Below are 17,101 nucleotides of genomic sequence, written 5' to 3'. Positions count from 1 at the left end.
ATTTACCCATGGAAAAGAAGAAAGTCGTTTTAGCCTACTCAGGCGGTTTAGACACATCAGTCGCAATTCAATGGTTAACGGATCAAGGATATAGCGTAATAGCAGTCTGCTTAGATGTTGGCGAAGGGAAAGATCTCGATTTCATTAAAGAAAAGGCTCTTACTGTTGGAGCAGTTAGCAGCTATGTTATTGATGCACGTGAAGAATTCGCACAGGACTTTGTACTTCTTTCATTGCAAGCTCAAACATATTATGAGAATAAATATCCGCTTGTCTCTGCGTTATCACGTCCGCTTATTTCCAAGAAGTTGGTGGAAATAGCACATCAGGAAAAAGCCGCTGCGGTGGCTCATGGATGCACAGGAAAAGGAAATGACCAGGTACGTTTTGAAGTGGCAATCAAGTCACTAGATCCAACGCTTGAAGTCGTAGCGCCAGTGCGTTCATGGAGCTGGTCACGTGAAGAGGAAATTCATTATGCGCAAGAACATAATATTCCAATACCCATTGACTTGGATAATCCATACTCGGTGGACCAAAATTTGTGGGGGCGTGCAAATGAATGCGGAATTTTAGAGGACCCATGGGCAACACCTCCAGAGGACGCATTTGGTTTGACGGTTTCCATTGAAAATGCCCCAGACACCGCTGATATAATCGAGATTGGCTTCGAACAAGGCGTTCCGATTACGATTGATGGGGAAAAGTATATATTAAGTGATCTGATTACAAAGTTGAATGAAATGGCTGGAAAACATGGCATTGGTCGTATTGATCATGTAGAAAATCGTTTAGTCGGTATTAAATCTCGTGAGGTATATGAAGCACCAGGAGCTATTACGTTGTTGAAAGCGCATAAGGAACTTGAAGATTTAACGCTTGTAAAAGAATTAGCACACTTCAAACCGATTATTTCACAAAAACTTGGAGAATTGATTTATAACGGACTTTGGTTCTCTCCTTTGCGAAATGCACTTGAGGCATTCATTAAAGAGACACAGCAATATGTCAATGGTACAGTTCGTGTAAAATTATTCAAAGGCCATGCAATAGTAGAAGGTCGTAAATCTTCCAATTCGCTATATGATGAGAAACTAGCTACTTATACATCTGATGATGAGTTTGATCAAGCGGCAGCGGTTGGTTTCATTAAGTTATGGGGACTACCTACTGAAGTGCATAGTATGGTCAATAAAAAGCAAATCGTGAAGTAGCTTTAACGATGGATATCAAGAGCAACGCGGCCAAAAGCTTCGCTGCTCTTTTTTGGAACTACTTTTCATTCGTAGCCGTCTTATGGACAAAGTAGGAGGTGTCTGAATGAAGAAGTTATGGGGTATAGCCATAATAATAGTTTTAACCATTGCGGGACTGGGGATGTTTTGGATGTTACCGGACGATCGAATAAAACAAGCACAACAGATGAAAGCGAATGGAAACTATGGCTATGCAATCATCCTAGGTGCCAAAGTGAACGGAGAAGAACCTTCGCTATCATTACAGTACCGTTTGGAAAGTGCTGTGGAGTATGCAACACAATATCCGCATGTCCAGTTTGTACTTTCAGGCGGACAAGGAAAAGATGAAGACATTAGCGAAGCTGAAGCGATGTATCGCTATCTTCATGAACATGGTATTGAAAAAGACCGGTTAATTATTGAAGATCAATCCACTTCTACATATGAAAATTTGCAATTTAGTCAGAATATCATTCCAGAAGTGGTGGGTGTGACTATCATCAGCAGCGATTACCACTTGGCGAGAGCAAGATTTCTTGCAAGACAGATTGGATGGGAGTCTGACGTCGTTGTGGCGAAGACGCCTGAATCTGTAAAGGCAAAAGTAGCAATTCGGGAGCGTTTGGCTTTGTTGAAAACATGGGTATTCAGGAGATAAGCGTATTTCGTAAAAGTGACGAAACGCCATAGAAGTCTTCGTCACTTTTCTTTCCAGTTTATAAAGATGAAATTTTATGGAATTCTGGATGACCATCTGTGAAAGTAGCTAAATAATTAAAGCCGATTGACTGGTATAACTCCAAAGATTCCTTGAACTCATGTGCGATTTCTGTCGTTCTATGTGCATCTGAACCAAGTGTAATAATTTCGCCTCCACATTGTTTATACAAACGTAAAATATCTTCACTTGGCATATTATGCGGCAATCCGTAGCGAGTTCCCGAAGTATTCAGTTCAATCCCTTTACCTTCTGGTATAATAGTATTGAAGATCTTTTCTAAATAATCATGAAATAGATTAGTTGGTGGTTGATCAGTATAGCGTTTAATCAAATCGGCGTGGCCAAGCACGCTGTAACGTTTATAATGCTGCACACAATACAATAATTCCTTGTAATATGTCTCAAAAGCTGCCTCTGTTGAACGATCTTCAAATAGCTCACGATAGTGAAGGGATTTATTTTCGACTGTGTGAAGCGAACAAATGACGAAATCAAATTTATGCTCGTCCATCAATTCTTCATAGAGATGTAATAGGTCAGGTTGCAAGCCGATTTCGACACCTTTTTTAATAGTCAGTTGGCCATCGAATTGTTCATTCAATTGGAGAATCTTTTGTGCATATTCAATTTTGTCGAAATCGAAATGAATCGTTTCATCTGGATATTCATAATCGACGTGATCGGTGAAGCAAATTTCGGTTAGGCCTTTAGCGATAGAAGCTTTAGCCATCTCTTCCATTGGGATTTCACAATCCGCTGAAAATGCGCTGTGCATATGATAATCAAACATAGTTTACATTCTCCTTTTCTATAGTACATATTGTAGCAGATGATCCATGCTACTAACAGTTGACAATGCTCTATATAACCATTATAGTAATAATTTACTTTAGCGTAGTAAAGCGATAAAGTTTTTTATATGAAAGGCGGTAGAAGATATCTTGTATTCTGAAATTCTTGAAAATGAACATGAACAGCATGAAAAGATCATTGGCATATTAGGTAAACGATTCACTACATATGGCTATAAGCGCATTAAAACATCCGCATTTGAACAATATGATTTATATTCCAATGTACGTACTTCAATCAATCAAAACGAAATGATCAAAGTGATTGACTATACGGGTGAAGTACTCGTATTGCGACCGGATGTTACGATCCCATTGACACAGCAACTCGTCCTGTTACGTGATAACTTACCTGAAGAAATGCGTTATTATTATGTTCAGGAAGTCTTTAGACAGACGTTCCAGGAAAGCGAGAATATCGGCAAAACACAGGCTGGAGTCGAGTTCTATTGTGAGAGTTCACCAGTATCAGATGCTGAAACGATTATGCTTGCATGTCACGCATTACGGGATGTTGGTTTCTTGGATGTGAAAATTGAAATTGGCTATGCGGGATTCTTCAATGAATTAATTGCAGACTCCGATATTACTGCAGAGCAAACGGCTGAACTCAAGATGTTGATTCAAGCAAAAAATGTCGTGGAAATAGGTCCATTCTTACAACAATTATCAATTGATCCTTCTATTAAAGAAGTACTCGAACAGTTACCTCTATTATATGGTGCACCTGAAGTGGTATTTGAAAGACTACAAAACTTACAGGTTAGTGAATTGGCACAGGATGCAATCAACTATTTACAACGAACATGCGATATCGTCGAACTGTATGGCTTAAAGAAGCATATCGTCATTGATCTCGGTTTGATTAACCATATGGGATATTACTCGGGAATTATTTTTCAAGGTTATGTAGAGAATTTCGGCAAGCCGGTACTGATGGGTGGCCGTTATGATGCACTAAGTGAAGAATTTGGTGTGAAATTGCCAGCGATTGGTTTTGCATGTGAAATCGAATCATTAGTTAAAGCTTCATCTAATAAGGGCCAAAAAGAAAGATATAGCATCGATGTGACTGTATTGTATGAGGAAAGCCGTATTAAATACGCAATTGATATTACGAATGAGTTGAGAGAGCGTGACTATCGTGTCATATCTAAACCTTTGATCGATGCGGAACAACAGAATGACAGTCTTTATACAGTTCAATTAACAGAACAGCAAAATAAACTACTAGACCATGAAGAAACAAAAGAGTTCACTGACTTCAAACAACTGCTTGATTTAATCGCAAGCAAGAAAGGGGTACCTGAATGGATTATTTAACAGTTGCAATGGCGAAAGGGCGAACCGCAGAGCGCGCGATGAAATTCCTTGAAAGATCTGATGTATATTTTTCGGAATTCACTGATGAAAGCCGAAAGCTCGTCATTTATGATGACAAACAAAAGATCAAACTAATATTTGTTAAAGCCGTAGACGTTCCAGTTTACGTTGAAAAAGGGGCAGCGGACGTAGGGATTGTTGGAAAAGATGTCATGATGGAAGATCCTCGTGATGTTTATGAATTACTGGACTTAGGAATCGGACGTTGTAAATTGGCGGTAGCGGGATACCCCTTTACACCAGTTGAAAATATTCCATTTCTAACGGTAGCTTCAAAATATCCATTAGTTGCTAAAGAGTTTTTCGACAAAAAAGGTATCCGTACTGAAATGATCAAATTGAATGGATCGATTGAACTCGCACCATTAATCGGCATGTCAGATGTCATTGTCGATATCGTCGAAACGGGTACAACATTAAAAGAGAATGGACTCGTTGTCTTGCAGGAAGTGGCGGATGTCAGTGCCCGTTTGATAGTAAACAAAGCAAGTTATGCTACGAAAACTGAAGATATTCAGCAGTTCATCAAAGATATGAAGGAAGGTTTGGAGGTGCGTTCATGAAGATCATTCGTGGATCTGAATTTACAGAAGAACTACTAAGACGCGAAGATTCTAATCAAACGGATTTAGAATTTGATCGCAACGTTCTGTCCATTATCGATCAAGTTCGTTCTGAAGGCGACAAAGCAGTTCTGGATTTCACTGAACGTTTTGACGGAGTAAAGCTGGACAGCTTGATTGTCACAGAAGAGGAAATCAATGAAGCACAACGAGCAGTTACGAATGATTTCTTCCGTGCATTGCGCTCAGCAAAAGAGCGTATCACGACTTATCATGAAGCGCAAAAAGAACAATCATGGTTCTTGAATCCAAATGACGGCATCATGCTTGGTCAGAAAGTAACACCCATTGATAGTGTTGGAATTTACGTCCCGGGTGGAAAAGCTGCCTATCCGTCGACGGTCTTAATGAATGCATTGCCAGCGAAAATTGCAGGTGTTGGACGAATTTCTATGGTGACACCACCACAACGTGACGGCAAGATTAATCCTCACGTTCTAGTGGCAGCGAAAGAAGCGGGAGTCGACCGAATCTATAAAATAGGTGGAGCACAAGCGATAGCTGCTCTAGCATACGGAACAAAGACAATTGAAAAAGTCGTCAAAATCACTGGCCCTGGGAATGCCTACGTTGCAAGAGCGAAAAAGTGGGTGTTCGGTGATGTGGCCATCGATATGATTGCTGGACCAAGTGAAATTTGTGTCGTAGCAGATGCCAATACTAATCCAGTTTATGCAGCGGCAGATTTGCTGTCCCAAGCAGAGCACGATGAGCGTGCCGCGGCAGTTTGTATCACGACGAGCGAGGTATTTGCGACCAAGCTTTCTAAAGAAGTTGAACGTCAGCTAGCGGAACTCGATCGTAAAGAAATTGCAACACAATCTATAGAAAACTTTGGACGGATCATTGTAGTCGATTCTCTGCAAGAAGCATTTGATATCGTGAACCGTTTAGCACCCGAACATTTGGAGCTAATGATTGATAATTCTATGGAGCATTTGGCTGCTATACGAAACGCAGGAGCGATTTTCTTAGGTCAGCACTCGCCTGAAGCATTGGGTGATTATATGGCTGGACCGAATCACACATTACCGACGAGTGGAACAGCAGCATTTTCTTCTCCGTTAGGTGTATATGATTTCATGAAAAAGTCGAGTATTATCTACTATTCCGAGAACGCTTTGGCAGAAGTGGCAGATGACATCATTACATTAGCAGATGCTGAACAATTAACAGGACATGCCAAGTCTATTAAAGTACGAAAGGCAGGATACTAATGCGTAAACAACAATTAACACGTAAGACAGGCGAAACATCTATTGAAATGGACTTTTCGTTAGACGGTACAGGAAAGACGAATATCAACACGGGTGTTGGATTTTTCGATCATATGCTGACGGCATTCGCAAAACACGGACGCTTTGATCTATCTGTAACATGCGATGGCGACATTGAAGTAGATCAACACCATTCTGTAGAAGATATCGGTATCGTACTTGGACAATTATTTCACCAATGCATTGGCACAAAAGAAGGTATTGAACGTTTCGCTTTAGTTTCCACACCAATGGACGAAGCGCTATCCACAGCATCCATTGACATCAGTGGTCGCTCATTCCTGGTCTTTAATGTGGACGGAATGAAAGAAAAAGTAGGAGAGTTCGACACAGAACTAGTCGAAGAATTCTTCCTAGCGTTCACAAACAACGCCAAAATCACATTACATATCAACTTGAACTACGGGAAAAATACACATCACATTATAGAATCCGTATTCAAAAGCTTCGGCCGCGCTCTACGTGTTGCCAGCACCATCAACCCAGACGTAAAAGGCATACCTTCTACTAAAGGTTCTTTGTAATAAAGTTTTACGGTTTTGAATCTTGAAAATTATACTATGTATAAGAATATACTAGTTGATCGGAACGGAGGGTGGCGACTCCCGCGGGATAAGCATGAGTCTTGAGACCCCGCAGGAAAGCGTCCGCCCGTAGTGCAGATCAACGGCGCCAATGCACTACCCAAACTTCATTTATTAGGAGGACTAGTTGATGATTTTATTCCCAGCAATCGACATTAGAGACGGCAAATGTGTTCGCCTTATCCAAGGTGACTACGCACAAGAAATAATCTATAACGACTCACCAACAAACATGGCACAAGAATGGCAAAACCAAGGAGCCGAGTACATCCATGTCGTAGACTTAGATGGCGCAAAAACAGGGAACTCTGCTAACAAAAAAGCTATCGAAGCTATTGCTAAGGCAGTTAGCATACCCGTTCAAGTAGGTGGCGGAATCCGCAACATGGATATCGTTGACTCGCATATCGAAAATGGTGTCGCACGTGTCATTATCGGTACTGCAGCTATTCAAGATCCTGAATTCTTGAAAAAGGCCGTTGAAAAATACGGTGACAAAATTGCGGTCTCAATCGACGCGCGTAATGGCTTAGTTGCAACTGACGGTTGGACAGAAACAAGTGACGTCAAGGCAGTTGATTTATTGCAGGACTTAGCGGAAATTGGTGTTAGAACAGTTGTCTATACAGACATCATGAAAGACGGCATGCTCCAGGGACCAAACTTTGAAGAACTGAAAATAATGGATGACGCATCTTCAATAGATATCATTGCTTCAGGTGGTGTATCGACAGAAGAGGATATTCAGAAACTCTCTGCTGAAGATATGTACGGTGCTATTATTGGGAAAGCATTATACGAAGGCAATCTATCCTTAAAAAAACTATTGGGGGACGACAGTCATGTCAACAACTAAAAAGATCATTCCATGTTTAGACGTAGATAATCGTAAAGTTGTAAAAGGAAAGAAATTTCTAGACGTTCAGGAAGTAGCAGATCCCCTTACATTAGCAAAAAAGTATGTTGCTGATGGCGCAGATGAACTCGTATTCTATGATATTTCTGCATCGACGAAAAACCGTGGTATGTTCCTCGATTTAATTGAGGAAATTGCAAAAGAAGTGCCGATTCCATTCATCGTAGGCGGAGGAATTCGTACGCTCGAAGATGTGGACAAAGTATTTGAACTGGGTGGTAATAAAATATCTATTAATAGTGCAGCTTTGACGAATCCGGAACTAATCAAAGAAGTAGCGGATAAATACGGATCAGAGCGTGTAATGTTATCGATGGATGTTCGTCAAGAAGGCGAAAACAAGTGGTCGGTTTATGCAAAAGGCGGTATGGAAGAAACAGGGATTGATGCGATCGAATGGGCGAAGAAAATGGCAGCACTTGGCGCTGGTGAGCTGGTCGTCAATAGTGTGGACGAAGATGGAGTGAAAGATGGGTATAATCTTGCACTCAACCGCGCCATGGCTGAAGCTGTCAATATTCCAATCATCGCAAGTGGTGGTGCAGGAAAACCTGAGCACTTTAAAGATGTACTAACAGAAGGAAAAGCAGATGCAGCTCTAGCCGCATCCGTATTCCACTTCAATGAAATCAATATTCGAGACTTAAAAAAATATTTAGCAGAAGAAAATATTGCAGTTAGGAATGACTAAAATGACACTAGATATCCATGCATTAAAATTTGATGACAAAGGTCTAATTCCAGCGGTTGTACAAGACGATCGCACAGGGGAAGTCCTCATGCTTGCCTATATGAATAAAGAATCAATTGAAAAGACGTTGGAAACAAATGAAACGTGGTTTTATAGCCGTTCAAGACAAGAACTTTGGAATAAAGGCGCAACCTCCGGAAATACACAGCAAGTGCAACGTATTTCAGTAGACTGCGATCAAGACACATTGTTAGTCCAAGTTACTCCACAAGGTCCTGCATGTCACACTGGCGAAAAAACATGCTTCTTTACAACGGTAACCGAAAAAGAAGAATCATTACGTGAAGTTGTCTATGAAGTAATCGATGAAATCGCAGATCGCAAAGCCAATCCGATAGATGGCTCGTACACGACGTATTTATTCAAAGAAGGTATCGACAAAGTGTTGAAAAAAGTCGGGGAGGAATCTACGGAAGTCGTAATCGGCGCAAAAAATGCAGATAAAGAAGAAGTGTCCAATGAAATTGCAGATCTGGTCTACCATACGCTTGTATTGATGAATATTCTTGATGTTGATCTAACGGATATTCAGCAAGTGTTACGTGAAAGACGACCAAAAAAGGAAGTGCCACGCAATGAGTAGATTTCTGAGCACAGTTGCACGCCGTACAGAACCATATGTACCAGGTGAGCAGTTGAATCAGCCAGATATCATTAAGTTAAATACGAATGAAAATCCATATCCACCAAGTCCTAAAGTGTTAGAAGCCATTTCAGAGGAATTGAATGGCAACACATTGCAACGCTATCCTTCACCAACTGTAGATCCGTTGCGTCACGCAATAGCGGAGACATATGGACTGACAAAAGACCATGTCTTTGTCGGTAATGGCTCTGACGAAGTGCTAGCATTTTCATTCATGGCATTTTTCGAGCCGGGAAAGACCATTAAATTTCCTGAAATCAGCTATAGCTTTTATCCGGTCTATTCCAAGCTATTTAATATTGCATTCGAAAAAGTCCCATTAAATGCTGATTTCACATTACCCAAAAAGCAGTTCTATAACTCACCAGGCGGTGTCATTCTACCAAATCCGAATGCGCCAACAAGTATTTATGCTGAGTTGGATGTCATTGAAGATATTTTGCGAAATAACCAAGATCAAGTAGTTATTATCGATGAAGCGTATATCGATTTTGCAGGTCCATCTGCGATGAAACTGATCGATCGCTATCCAAATTTACTTGTGATTCAAACCACGTCTAAATCTCGTGCGCTCGCTGGATTACGTGTCGGATTCGCCCTTGGTCAACCAGAATTGATTGCAGGATTGACGCGCATTAAAGACTCCTTCAACTCATACACGATTGATCGTTTAGCTATGGCGGGAGCTACTGCCGCATTTGTCGATCATGCATACTTTTCGGAAAGTACGAATAAAATCATTCGCACACGTGAATCTACAGTCCATACATTAATAGAATTAGGATTTGAAGTTCTGCCTTCCGATGCAAACTTCGTCTTTGTAAAGCCTTTACACAAGGATGCAAAAGTCTTATATCAACAATTAAAAGACCGCGGAATTTTAGTCCGTCACTTTGATCAAGCGGATATTCGTGATTATTTACGTATATCGATCGGTACTGAAGAACAGATGAACATACTATTTGAAGTGCTGAAGCAACTTACTAAATGAATAAATTACTCAAAAGCCATTCGATACTGAATGGCTTTTTTGTTTCATAAATGTATAGAAAGAAGTATAGATCGTTGCTATAGTAGCTTTTTAGACAATATAAGGCGCATGAAAGATGTATATGTATACAAATTCATGTATTTTTAAGTTTTTCTATTGTATTTTTATACACGTTGACTTATAATAATAAAAAGAAGCTTGATTGGAGAGATAAATTTATGAAAACTAAAAATATAATTATTATTGGTGCAGCAGGAAGAGACTTCCACAATTTCAATACATACTACCGTGGTAAAGAGGAATACAATGTCGTGGCATTTACAGCAACGCAAATCCCAGATATCGATGGACGTAAATATCCGACTGAATTAGCGGGTGAATTGTATCCCGAAGGAATCCCTATCTATTCTCAAGATCAGTTACCTGAGTTGATCAAAGAACTAGAAGTAGATGAATGTGTATTCTCTTATAGTGACCTTAGTTACGAAAAAGTCATGGGAATTGGTGCGATTGTAAACTCAGCAGGTGCTAACTTTACTTTACTTGGATCAAAAGCTACGATGATCAAAAGTAATAAACCAGTTATTTCTGTTTGTGCAGTTAGAACGGGAACAGGGAAGAGTCAGACATCACGTAAAATTATCGAAACATTGCTCGAGCATGATTTGAAAGTAGTAGCTATTCGTCATCCAATGCCTTATGGCGACTTAGCTGAACAACGTGTACAGCGTTACGCAACTGTAGAAGATTTCAAAAAACATAAATGTACAATTGAAGAAATGGAAGAATACGAGCCACACGTTGATCGTGGAAATATCATCTATGCAGGTGTAGATTACCAGGATATTCTAGACGCTGCTGAAAATGATCCAGACGGCTGTGACGTAATCCTCTGGGATGGTGGAAACAACGACTTTTCATTCTATGAGCCGGACTTGGCGATCACAGTTCTTGATCCACACCGCCCAGGACATGAGTTGAAATATTATCCAGGTGAAGTGTGCTTGCGTACAACAGATGTATCCATTATTAACAAAATTGATAGTGCGTCAGAAGAAGCAATTCAAACGGTCGAAAATAATATTAAATTTGCGGCACCGAACAGTACAATTATTAAAGCAGAATCAAAAATCTCTGTAGATAATCCTGAAATCATCAAAGGCAAACGCGTGCTAATTGTTGAAGATGGTCCGACATTGACTCACGGTGAAATGAAACTGGGTGCTGGTGTGATTGCAGCACAACGTCTTGGCGCAGCTGAAATTGTTGACCCGCGTCCATTTGCAGTAGGTAGCTTGATCACTACATTCGATAAGTATCAGCACATCGAAAATATCTTACCGGCAATGGGCTACGGCGAAGAGCAGTTAAAAGATTTGGAAGCAACGATCAATGCAGCTGATGTAGATGCAGTCATTATTGGTACACCTATGGATCTTTCGCGTGTGATTAATATCAATAAGCCATGCACGCGTGTCTATTATGATTTGGATGAAATCGGCACGCCAAATCTTGAAACAGTGCTAGCAGATTTCATCAAAAAGCATAAACTGACTACAACAAATGTGTAAGAATAGATAACTTATCGAGCACTTGCCCCGGATGGAAATTCGGTTGCAGGTGCTTTTTTCTGATATACTATGTATAGGAAAGTAAGGGGGTAGTAACTTGTTTAATTCAAAAATTATCGATCTTATCATAGGTGTAGTGATGGCATATTTTGCATATGACCGAATCGCTACAGGGCATACCGGTATGGGGATCTTTTTTGCCGTACTCGCAGCATTGAATCTATTGGCGTTTTTCATGAAGCTCAGAACGGACAAAGATGTCCAGCAAAAACAATTATAAATCTAATCAGTTGTTCCTTTTACTACAATCTTGTAGTATAATAAAAAGATTGTAATTTTTGAAATGAGGCTAGAAATCACATGAAAAAATCGATATATGGTTTGACAATCGAACAATTGACAGACTTTCTTATAGAAAACGGACAAAAAAAGTATCGTGCAGCACAAGTTTGGGATTGGCTCTATAAAAAACGTGTCTTATCATTTGATGAAATGAATAATATTAATCAAGAGACAATTGATTTATTGAATGAAAACTTCTCGATTCAGACACTTGAGCAAAACGTTAAGCAAGTTTCACAAGATGGCACAGTGAAATTCCTGTTTAAAATGCATGACGGCAACTTGATTGAAACGGTTTTGATGAAATTCCCTTATGGCCATTCTGTTTGTGTCACAACACAAGTCGGATGTAATATCGGTTGCAGTTTCTGTGCAAGCGGACTTTTGCGCAAAAATCGCGATCTCGATGCAGGAGAAATCGTGGGTCAAATCATGAAAGTGCAAGAGCATCTTGATGGTAAGGGCGAAGATGAGCGAGTAAGTCATATTGTAGTCATGGGAATAGGCGAACCATTCGACAACTATACGAATCTGATGAATTTCCTTCATGTCGTAAACGATCAAAAAGGTTTATCAATTGGCGCGCGTCATATTACGGTTTCAACAAGTGGTTTGACGGAGAAAATCAAAGACTTCGCAGATGAAAAACTACAAGTGAACTTGGCGGTTTCATTACATGCGCCGAATAATGAGTTACGTTCATCTATCATGAAGATCAACAAAGCTTTTCCTATTGAAAAATTGATGGATTCAATCAACTATTATTTGGAAAAAACGAATCGTCGCATCACATTTGAATATATTTTATTGCGTGACGTGAATGACCACGTAAAAGAAGCGGAAGAGTTGGGTCGATTGCTTGCGGATAAGCGTCACCTTTCATACGTCAACCTGATTCCGTACAATCCAGTAGATGAACATGGCCAGTATCAGCGGAGTGAACCGGAAGCGATTAAGTCGTTCTACGAAGCGCTTAGACGCAAAGGTATAAACGGTGGAGTACGTCTTGAGAATGGTACCGATATCGATGCTGCATGCGGTCAACTACGAAGCAAACAAATCAAAAAAACAAAAAAACAACCGGTCGGAGAATAATTCTCCAACCGGTTTTTAGTTTTTGCGAGCTAATTTTACAATAAACTGTACAATAATGGAGATGGCTAGTCCGAAAGATGAAATAATGAACAAAGATAAAATCCCGATTGCCTCCGAGAATTCATTATCCATCATCAGGAAGCTGCGGAACATTTCGGCAAATGCTAGAACAAGAACGACCATGAACATTTTGAATGCAATGGATAGCTCATAGAATAATAAAAGGGAGCTGACAATGCCGACCATTAGGCCGAACACTGCAAACGTCAAATAGTTATTGACAACTAAGTCATGTCCAAGGACTGTCCGTACGCCTAAAATGAGTAGAACAAATGAACTCAATGCAGTAAAAAAACCGGCTTTCCAATAACGAGAATCCAACACGTACACCTGCTTTCCTATCCTAGTATAACGGAATGGACGAAATCCGTCACGCAACCCGGCTATTTTTTCATGCGTTTTAAATCGGCCAATAATTCTTCTTTATAAGATTCATTTGAGAAATTATATTCTTTAAGAATATAGCCTTCTGAATCCAGTAAATAAAAATTCGTGCCATGGACAACTTGAGTAGATGATTCATGCTTCAGTACAAAAGTCTGGAACTCTTCACGCGCAAATGCTTCGAACTCTAATTGCGTGTAGCCCGTCAGCAAATGCCAGTTGGATTCATCATCAGTGAAGTTTGAGATATAGTCTTTCAATACTGCAGGTGTATCGCTTTCAGGATCTACAGAAAACGAAATGAAGTTCATTTCGATATCCCGAGCTTTCAATTCAGCTTGTAGTTTTGCCATCTCACTCGTCAATGTCGGACATACGGTGGTACAATTCGTGAAGATGAAGTCTGCAATCCAGGGTGAACCAGAAAGCTCCTTGGAACTAAATGGTTGATTATGCTGATCCGTAAAGGTGAATTCCCGGACTTGTTTCCCACGTTCAAGTGGTTCACTGCAACCACTGACGAATACTATGAGCAACAACATAAAAGGAATCAAACGTTTCAACTTCTTTCACTCCTTTCGCATTTGCTCTGGCAATTCAATCACCACAATGGTTTCGGTTGTTTCATTGGAAATCGTGAATGTCCCTTCATGTAACCGCACAATTTCTTTGACAATCGACAGGCCAAGCCCGGTGCCACCTGTTGTGCGAGTTCTTGCTTTATCGGTACGGAAAAAACGTTGTCCAATCTGATTTACGTCTTCGTCTCCGATGGTCACGCCGTCATTCGCGATGCGGTATTGTACACCGTGTTTACTAGCCATAAGGTGAATAGATATAGATTGTTCAGCGTATTTTACAGCATTATCGATCGTATTATAAAAAACTTGTTGTAATCGTTTAGGATCGCCTTCCAAAATCAATTCCTCATCAATTGATGTGCGCAACTGAATATCTTTATCCTGTAACCGGATCACAAATAATTCCAATGTATCCAACAGTAATTGCGCGATCGCAATCGGTTCAGTTTCCAATGTATATACATCCTGCTCTAAATGATTCAGCTCGACTAAATCATGTATGAGCTTCTTCAGGCGTTCAGTTTCTTTCTCGATGGTTGATAAGTATTGTTTTACGTCATCAGGATAGACATCAATTTTATCGCGCGAAAGTTGCGCGTAGCCACTAATATACGTTAAAGGTGTCCTGAGCTCATGTACAATATTTGACGTGAAATCTTTCTTACGCTGATCTTGTTCCTCAAGTGAACGGCTCATTGAATCGAATGCAGTAGCTAGTTTTCCTATTTCATCCGTTCGTCCTGTATTGAGTCGATTCGAATAATCACCTTTAGATACTTCTTCCGAGTAGGTCTGCAATGTTTGTAACGGTTCGAATAACGAACGCCATACACGTTGCAAAATCAAAAATAGAACAATGAAGAAAATACTGCCTACAAGTAACATAATCGGAAGACTGTCATGAAACACATCTTGGATTGCAGCGAGCGGAACATATATATAAATGAAGCCGATCAGTCCGTTTTCTCCTTTAATAGGGAAAATCCCACCGAAGATTTCACGTTTCAGTTCATCCACGTAGCCTTCTTTCATAACAGGCTTACCCGTTTCTAGTATTTTCTCGTCGCTTTCATTGACGAGTGATTGATAATCGATTTGATAAGGGAAATAGGACGTTAAATCATCAAGACGATCTACGACGATGATTTCATACTCCGACACGATGTTATACCATTGAATCTTTTCGATGATCGAATCACTTAGCTCACCATAATGATAATGAGAAGCTGTTCGATTCCCTTGATACATGATCGACTCTTTAATCTGTTCTTTATATAAGTCGGTATACAAGTAATGAATGAAGAAGAATGAAAACAATATGGTACAGGTGATGCTGCCTAAAAACACAATCATCATTTTTTTGCTTAGATTCAAATTATTCATTCAGAGTCCTCTAACTTGTAGCCGATCCCCCATACCGTTTCAATCATTTTACCTGCGTCTCCTAGTTTTAGGCGAAGTGTTTTGATATGTGTATCGATTGTACGCTCGCTACTCTGGTGATCGTCACCCCAGACCAATTCAAGTAATTGTTCACGGGAATATGCACGTCCTTTATGCTTGACTAGCAACAAAAGCAAGCCAAATTCCTTCAAAGTTAGACTTAAAGTTTCTCCGTTGAGCTGTGCGGTATACGAGTCTTCATTAATGGTAAGTGGACCTGCTTGTAATACTAAAGGATCGGGATTATGGCGGTATGTTCTGCGTAAGACGGCTTCGATTCGCGCCACAAGTTCTCTTGGTAAGAAAGGCTTGACGATATAGTCGTCACCACCAAGCTTCAAACCTTGTACTTTATCCCATTCCTCGCCCCGTGCAGATAGGAAAATCAGAGGAATCGAGGAAGTACGTTTCATCTCTTCTGCAAATGTAAACCCATCCATATAGGGCATCATCACATCGACTATGCATAAATCTATAGAATGTTGCTTAACGATCGACAAAGCTTGTAAACCGTCACTGGCTTCTATTACGGTATATCCTGCATCTTCCAGAATCACACGAATTAAATCACGCATTTGCGGTTCATCATCAATGACTAATAATTGGTAACCCAATTCAATACGCCTCATTTCATAAAATCTCTACAATCTAATTTTCCAGAAAAGATGTGAAATCCACATGAAGTTTCAATAAGTTGTCGAAACTTCATTGAAATTTCGTAATCATATTTTATAATCATAACAGCTAAACGAATAGATAGGAGAATGAAAAGATGAAACGTTTTGGAATGTTTGCAATGAGCACGGCTTTGATTGGTATACTCGCTGGATGTGGTCAAGATGATAAGGTACCGACGGAAGCTGTTTTACCTGACCCAATTGAAGTAGAACTTACAGTACCTGAAAAGGGAAATGTCAATGAACCGGTGACCATTACTACACACGTAACACAAGGTGAAGAAAACGTAGATGACGCATCAGAAGTGGAGTATGAAATCTGGGAAGAAGGTAAGAAAGAAGACAGCATTCACGTAGAAACAACTAATGATAAAGAAGGTATTTATTCAGCGGAAAATACATTTGAGTCAGATGGTATATATCACGTACAGGTTCACGTGACTGCGCGCGGAATGCATGTCATGCCTGAAAAGCAAATCCAAATCGGAGATGCTAGTGATCAATCAGATGGACACGAAAGTGCGCAAGAAGATCCATCCCATGAACATGGCGCTGAAGTAGAAGGACTTTCTCTTCACTTCATGCAACCTGAGTCAGCAAAAGCAGCGACAGATACAGAGTTGATGACACATGCGCAGCTTGATGGCGAAGCAATAAAGGCACAAGTCCGCTATGAAATCATCTCTGCAGAGAAAGAAACCACATGGGTAGATACGGATGAATCCAAGCCGGGTGAATATACAGCGAACTATCAATTCCCTAAAGCAGGCAACTACCAAGTAATTATCCATATCGAAAATGAAGAAATACACGAGCATGAAGAACATACTGTAGAAGTAAAATAACTGCCCTCCCTCGTCACTTCGGTGGGGAGGGTATTTTAATGGGAAGTAAAAGCTGTAATTCATTGTTGAAAAAGGTTACACTAGGGTAAGTGAAAGATTAATCAACCAAGAGGAGTGTTAGC

At 40.2% G+C, this 17,101-nt stretch carries 19 protein-coding genes; 14 read left to right on the top strand and 5 right to left on the bottom strand.

The window, feature by feature from the left end; all coding sequences use genetic code 11:
* Positions 1-8 precede the first annotated feature (8 nt).
* Together SporoP8_RS03955 and SporoP8_RS03950 are read left to right on the top strand one after the other, a co-directional pair.
* Positions 9-1,214 (top strand): argininosuccinate synthase, encoded by a 1,206-nt coding sequence (locus tag SporoP8_RS03955; protein WP_085131334.1) that lies wholly within the window; start codon positions 9-11, stop codon positions 1,212-1,214.
* Positions 1,215-1,320: 106 nt separating this feature from the next.
* Positions 1,321-1,896, top strand: coding sequence for a YdcF family protein (locus SporoP8_RS03950; RefSeq protein ID WP_198166063.1), 576 nt, complete (start codon positions 1,321-1,323; stop codon positions 1,894-1,896).
* A 58-nt stretch (positions 1,897-1,954) separates the two neighbouring features.
* Here SporoP8_RS03950 and SporoP8_RS03945 read toward each other — a convergent pair whose 3' ends face one another.
* Positions 1,955-2,749 (bottom strand): histidinol-phosphatase HisJ family protein, encoded by a 795-nt coding sequence (locus SporoP8_RS03945; RefSeq protein ID WP_085131333.1) that lies wholly within the window; start codon positions 2,747-2,749, stop codon positions 1,955-1,957.
* A gap of 151 nt (positions 2,750-2,900) precedes the next feature.
* Between SporoP8_RS03945 and hisZ the strand changes: the two genes are divergently transcribed.
* The 11 genes from hisZ (at position 2,901) to rlmN (ending at position 12,989) form a co-directional block, all read left to right on the top strand.
* Positions 2,901-4,133 carry an ATP phosphoribosyltransferase regulatory subunit gene (hisZ, locus tag SporoP8_RS03940; protein ID WP_158232409.1) on the top strand — a complete coding sequence of 411 codons (1,233 nt, stop codon included), beginning with the start codon at positions 2,901-2,903 and terminating at the stop codon, positions 4,131-4,133.
* Positions 4,121-4,756 carry an ATP phosphoribosyltransferase gene (gene hisG, locus SporoP8_RS03935; RefSeq protein ID WP_085131331.1) on the top strand — a complete coding sequence of 212 codons (636 nt, stop codon included), beginning with the start codon at positions 4,121-4,123 and terminating at the stop codon, positions 4,754-4,756. The genes hisZ and hisG overlap by 13 nt, the downstream gene beginning before the upstream one ends.
* On the top strand, positions 4,753-6,033 hold the full coding sequence (gene hisD / locus SporoP8_RS03930; protein WP_085131330.1) for a histidinol dehydrogenase: 1,281 nt from the start codon (positions 4,753-4,755) through the stop codon (positions 6,031-6,033). The genes hisG and hisD overlap by 4 nt, the downstream gene beginning before the upstream one ends.
* On the top strand, positions 6,033-6,617 hold the full coding sequence (gene hisB, locus SporoP8_RS03925) for an imidazoleglycerol-phosphate dehydratase HisB (protein WP_085131329.1): 585 nt from the start codon (positions 6,033-6,035) through the stop codon (positions 6,615-6,617). Before hisD ends, hisB begins: the two co-directional genes overlap by 1 nt.
* A gap of 190 nt (positions 6,618-6,807) precedes the next feature.
* The gene (gene hisA / locus SporoP8_RS03920) at positions 6,808-7,533 is read left to right on the top strand and encodes a 1-(5-phosphoribosyl)-5-[(5-phosphoribosylamino)methylideneamino]imidazole-4-carboxamide isomerase (RefSeq protein ID WP_085131328.1); all 726 of its coding nucleotides are present in this window, start codon (positions 6,808-6,810) and stop codon (positions 7,531-7,533) included.
* On the top strand, positions 7,520-8,284 hold the full coding sequence (hisF, locus tag SporoP8_RS03915) for an imidazole glycerol phosphate synthase subunit HisF (RefSeq protein WP_085131327.1): 765 nt from the start codon (positions 7,520-7,522) through the stop codon (positions 8,282-8,284). The genes hisA and hisF overlap by 14 nt, the downstream gene beginning before the upstream one ends.
* The gene (gene hisIE, locus SporoP8_RS03910) at positions 8,277-8,927 is read left to right on the top strand and encodes a bifunctional phosphoribosyl-AMP cyclohydrolase/phosphoribosyl-ATP diphosphatase HisIE (RefSeq protein ID WP_085133547.1); all 651 of its coding nucleotides are present in this window, start codon (positions 8,277-8,279) and stop codon (positions 8,925-8,927) included. The genes hisF and hisIE overlap by 8 nt, the downstream gene beginning before the upstream one ends.
* Positions 8,920-9,981, top strand: coding sequence for a histidinol-phosphate transaminase (gene hisC, locus SporoP8_RS03905; protein ID WP_085131326.1), 1,062 nt, complete (start codon positions 8,920-8,922; stop codon positions 9,979-9,981). Before hisIE ends, hisC begins: the two co-directional genes overlap by 8 nt.
* A 218-nt stretch (positions 9,982-10,199) precedes the next feature.
* Entirely contained in the window at positions 10,200-11,552 is a 1,353-nt protein-coding gene (locus SporoP8_RS03900; RefSeq protein ID WP_085131325.1) for a cyclic 2,3-diphosphoglycerate synthase, read from the top strand.
* 97 nt (positions 11,553-11,649) lie between these two features.
* Positions 11,650-11,832: a hypothetical protein gene (locus SporoP8_RS03895; protein WP_085131324.1), complete on the top strand. Its 183-nt coding sequence runs from the start codon at positions 11,650-11,652 to the stop codon at positions 11,830-11,832.
* A gap of 80 nt (positions 11,833-11,912) precedes the next feature.
* Positions 11,913-12,989 carry a dual-specificity RNA methyltransferase RlmN gene (rlmN, locus tag SporoP8_RS03890; RefSeq protein WP_085131323.1) on the top strand — a complete coding sequence of 359 codons (1,077 nt, stop codon included), beginning with the start codon at positions 11,913-11,915 and terminating at the stop codon, positions 12,987-12,989.
* Between the two features lie 15 nt (positions 12,990-13,004).
* Here rlmN and SporoP8_RS03885 read toward each other — a convergent pair whose 3' ends face one another.
* The 4 genes from SporoP8_RS03885 to SporoP8_RS03870 form a co-directional block, all read right to left on the bottom strand.
* Positions 13,005-13,370, bottom strand: a complete 366-nt coding sequence (locus tag SporoP8_RS03885) for a hypothetical protein (RefSeq protein ID WP_143560413.1) — start codon at positions 13,368-13,370, stop codon at positions 13,005-13,007.
* A 62-nt stretch (positions 13,371-13,432) separates the two neighbouring features.
* A complete protein-coding gene (locus SporoP8_RS03880) occupies positions 13,433-13,996 on the bottom strand; it encodes an SCO family protein (protein ID WP_085131321.1) in 564 nt (187 codons plus the stop codon).
* 6 nt (positions 13,997-14,002) lie between these two features.
* Positions 14,003-15,397 carry a sensor histidine kinase gene (locus SporoP8_RS03875; RefSeq protein WP_085131320.1) on the bottom strand — a complete coding sequence of 465 codons (1,395 nt, stop codon included), beginning with the start codon at positions 15,395-15,397 and terminating at the stop codon, positions 14,003-14,005.
* The gene (locus tag SporoP8_RS03870; RefSeq protein ID WP_085131319.1) at positions 15,394-16,086 is read right to left on the bottom strand and encodes a response regulator transcription factor; all 693 of its coding nucleotides are present in this window, start codon (positions 16,084-16,086) and stop codon (positions 15,394-15,396) included. Before SporoP8_RS03870 ends, SporoP8_RS03875 begins: the two co-directional genes overlap by 4 nt.
* 143 nt (positions 16,087-16,229) lie before the next feature.
* Between SporoP8_RS03870 and SporoP8_RS03865 the strand changes: the two genes are divergently transcribed.
* Entirely contained in the window at positions 16,230-16,979 is a 750-nt protein-coding gene (locus SporoP8_RS03865; protein WP_085131318.1) for a FixH family protein, read from the top strand.
* Positions 16,980-17,101 lie beyond the last annotated feature (122 nt).

Origin of the sequence: Sporosarcina ureae, from assembly GCF_002101375.1 — a bacterium.
Taxonomy (GTDB): Bacteria; Bacillota; Bacilli; order Bacillales_A; family Planococcaceae; genus Sporosarcina; species Sporosarcina ureae_B.
Note: the sequence above shows the minus strand (reverse complement) of the source record. Positions and strands in the feature narration are given on the sequence as shown.

What these genes read in the sequence shown, in the direction of transcription:
- SporoP8_RS03955 (WP_085131334.1), top strand. Translation starts at nt 9, where the DNA reads ATGGAAAAGAAGAAAGTCGTTTTAGCCTACTCAGGCGGTTTAGACACA.
- SporoP8_RS03950 (WP_198166063.1), top strand. Translation starts at nt 1,321, where the DNA reads ATGAAGAAGTTATGGGGTATAGCCATAATAATAGTTTTAACCATTGCG.
- SporoP8_RS03945 (WP_085131333.1), bottom strand. Translation starts at nt 2,749, where the DNA reads ATGTTTGATTATCATATGCACAGCGCATTTTCAGCGGATTGTGAAATC.
- hisG (WP_085131331.1), top strand. Translation starts at nt 4,121, where the DNA reads ATGGATTATTTAACAGTTGCAATGGCGAAAGGGCGAACCGCAGAGCGC.
- hisD (WP_085131330.1), top strand. Translation starts at nt 4,753, where the DNA reads ATGAAGATCATTCGTGGATCTGAATTTACAGAAGAACTACTAAGACGC.
- hisB (WP_085131329.1), top strand. Translation starts at nt 6,033, where the DNA reads ATGCGTAAACAACAATTAACACGTAAGACAGGCGAAACATCTATTGAA.
- hisA (WP_085131328.1), top strand. Translation starts at nt 6,808, where the DNA reads ATGATTTTATTCCCAGCAATCGACATTAGAGACGGCAAATGTGTTCGC.
- hisF (WP_085131327.1), top strand. Translation starts at nt 7,520, where the DNA reads ATGTCAACAACTAAAAAGATCATTCCATGTTTAGACGTAGATAATCGT.
- hisIE (WP_085133547.1), top strand. Translation starts at nt 8,277, where the DNA reads ATGACTAAAATGACACTAGATATCCATGCATTAAAATTTGATGACAAA.
- hisC (WP_085131326.1), top strand. Translation starts at nt 8,920, where the DNA reads ATGAGTAGATTTCTGAGCACAGTTGCACGCCGTACAGAACCATATGTA.
- SporoP8_RS03900 (WP_085131325.1), top strand. Translation starts at nt 10,200, where the DNA reads ATGAAAACTAAAAATATAATTATTATTGGTGCAGCAGGAAGAGACTTC.
- rlmN (WP_085131323.1), top strand. Translation starts at nt 11,913, where the DNA reads ATGAAAAAATCGATATATGGTTTGACAATCGAACAATTGACAGACTTT.
- SporoP8_RS03875 (WP_085131320.1), bottom strand. Translation starts at nt 15,397, where the DNA reads ATGAATAATTTGAATCTAAGCAAAAAAATGATGATTGTGTTTTTAGGC.
- SporoP8_RS03870 (WP_085131319.1), bottom strand. Translation starts at nt 16,086, where the DNA reads ATGAGGCGTATTGAATTGGGTTACCAATTATTAGTCATTGATGATGAA.
- SporoP8_RS03865 (WP_085131318.1), top strand. Translation starts at nt 16,230, where the DNA reads ATGAAACGTTTTGGAATGTTTGCAATGAGCACGGCTTTGATTGGTATA.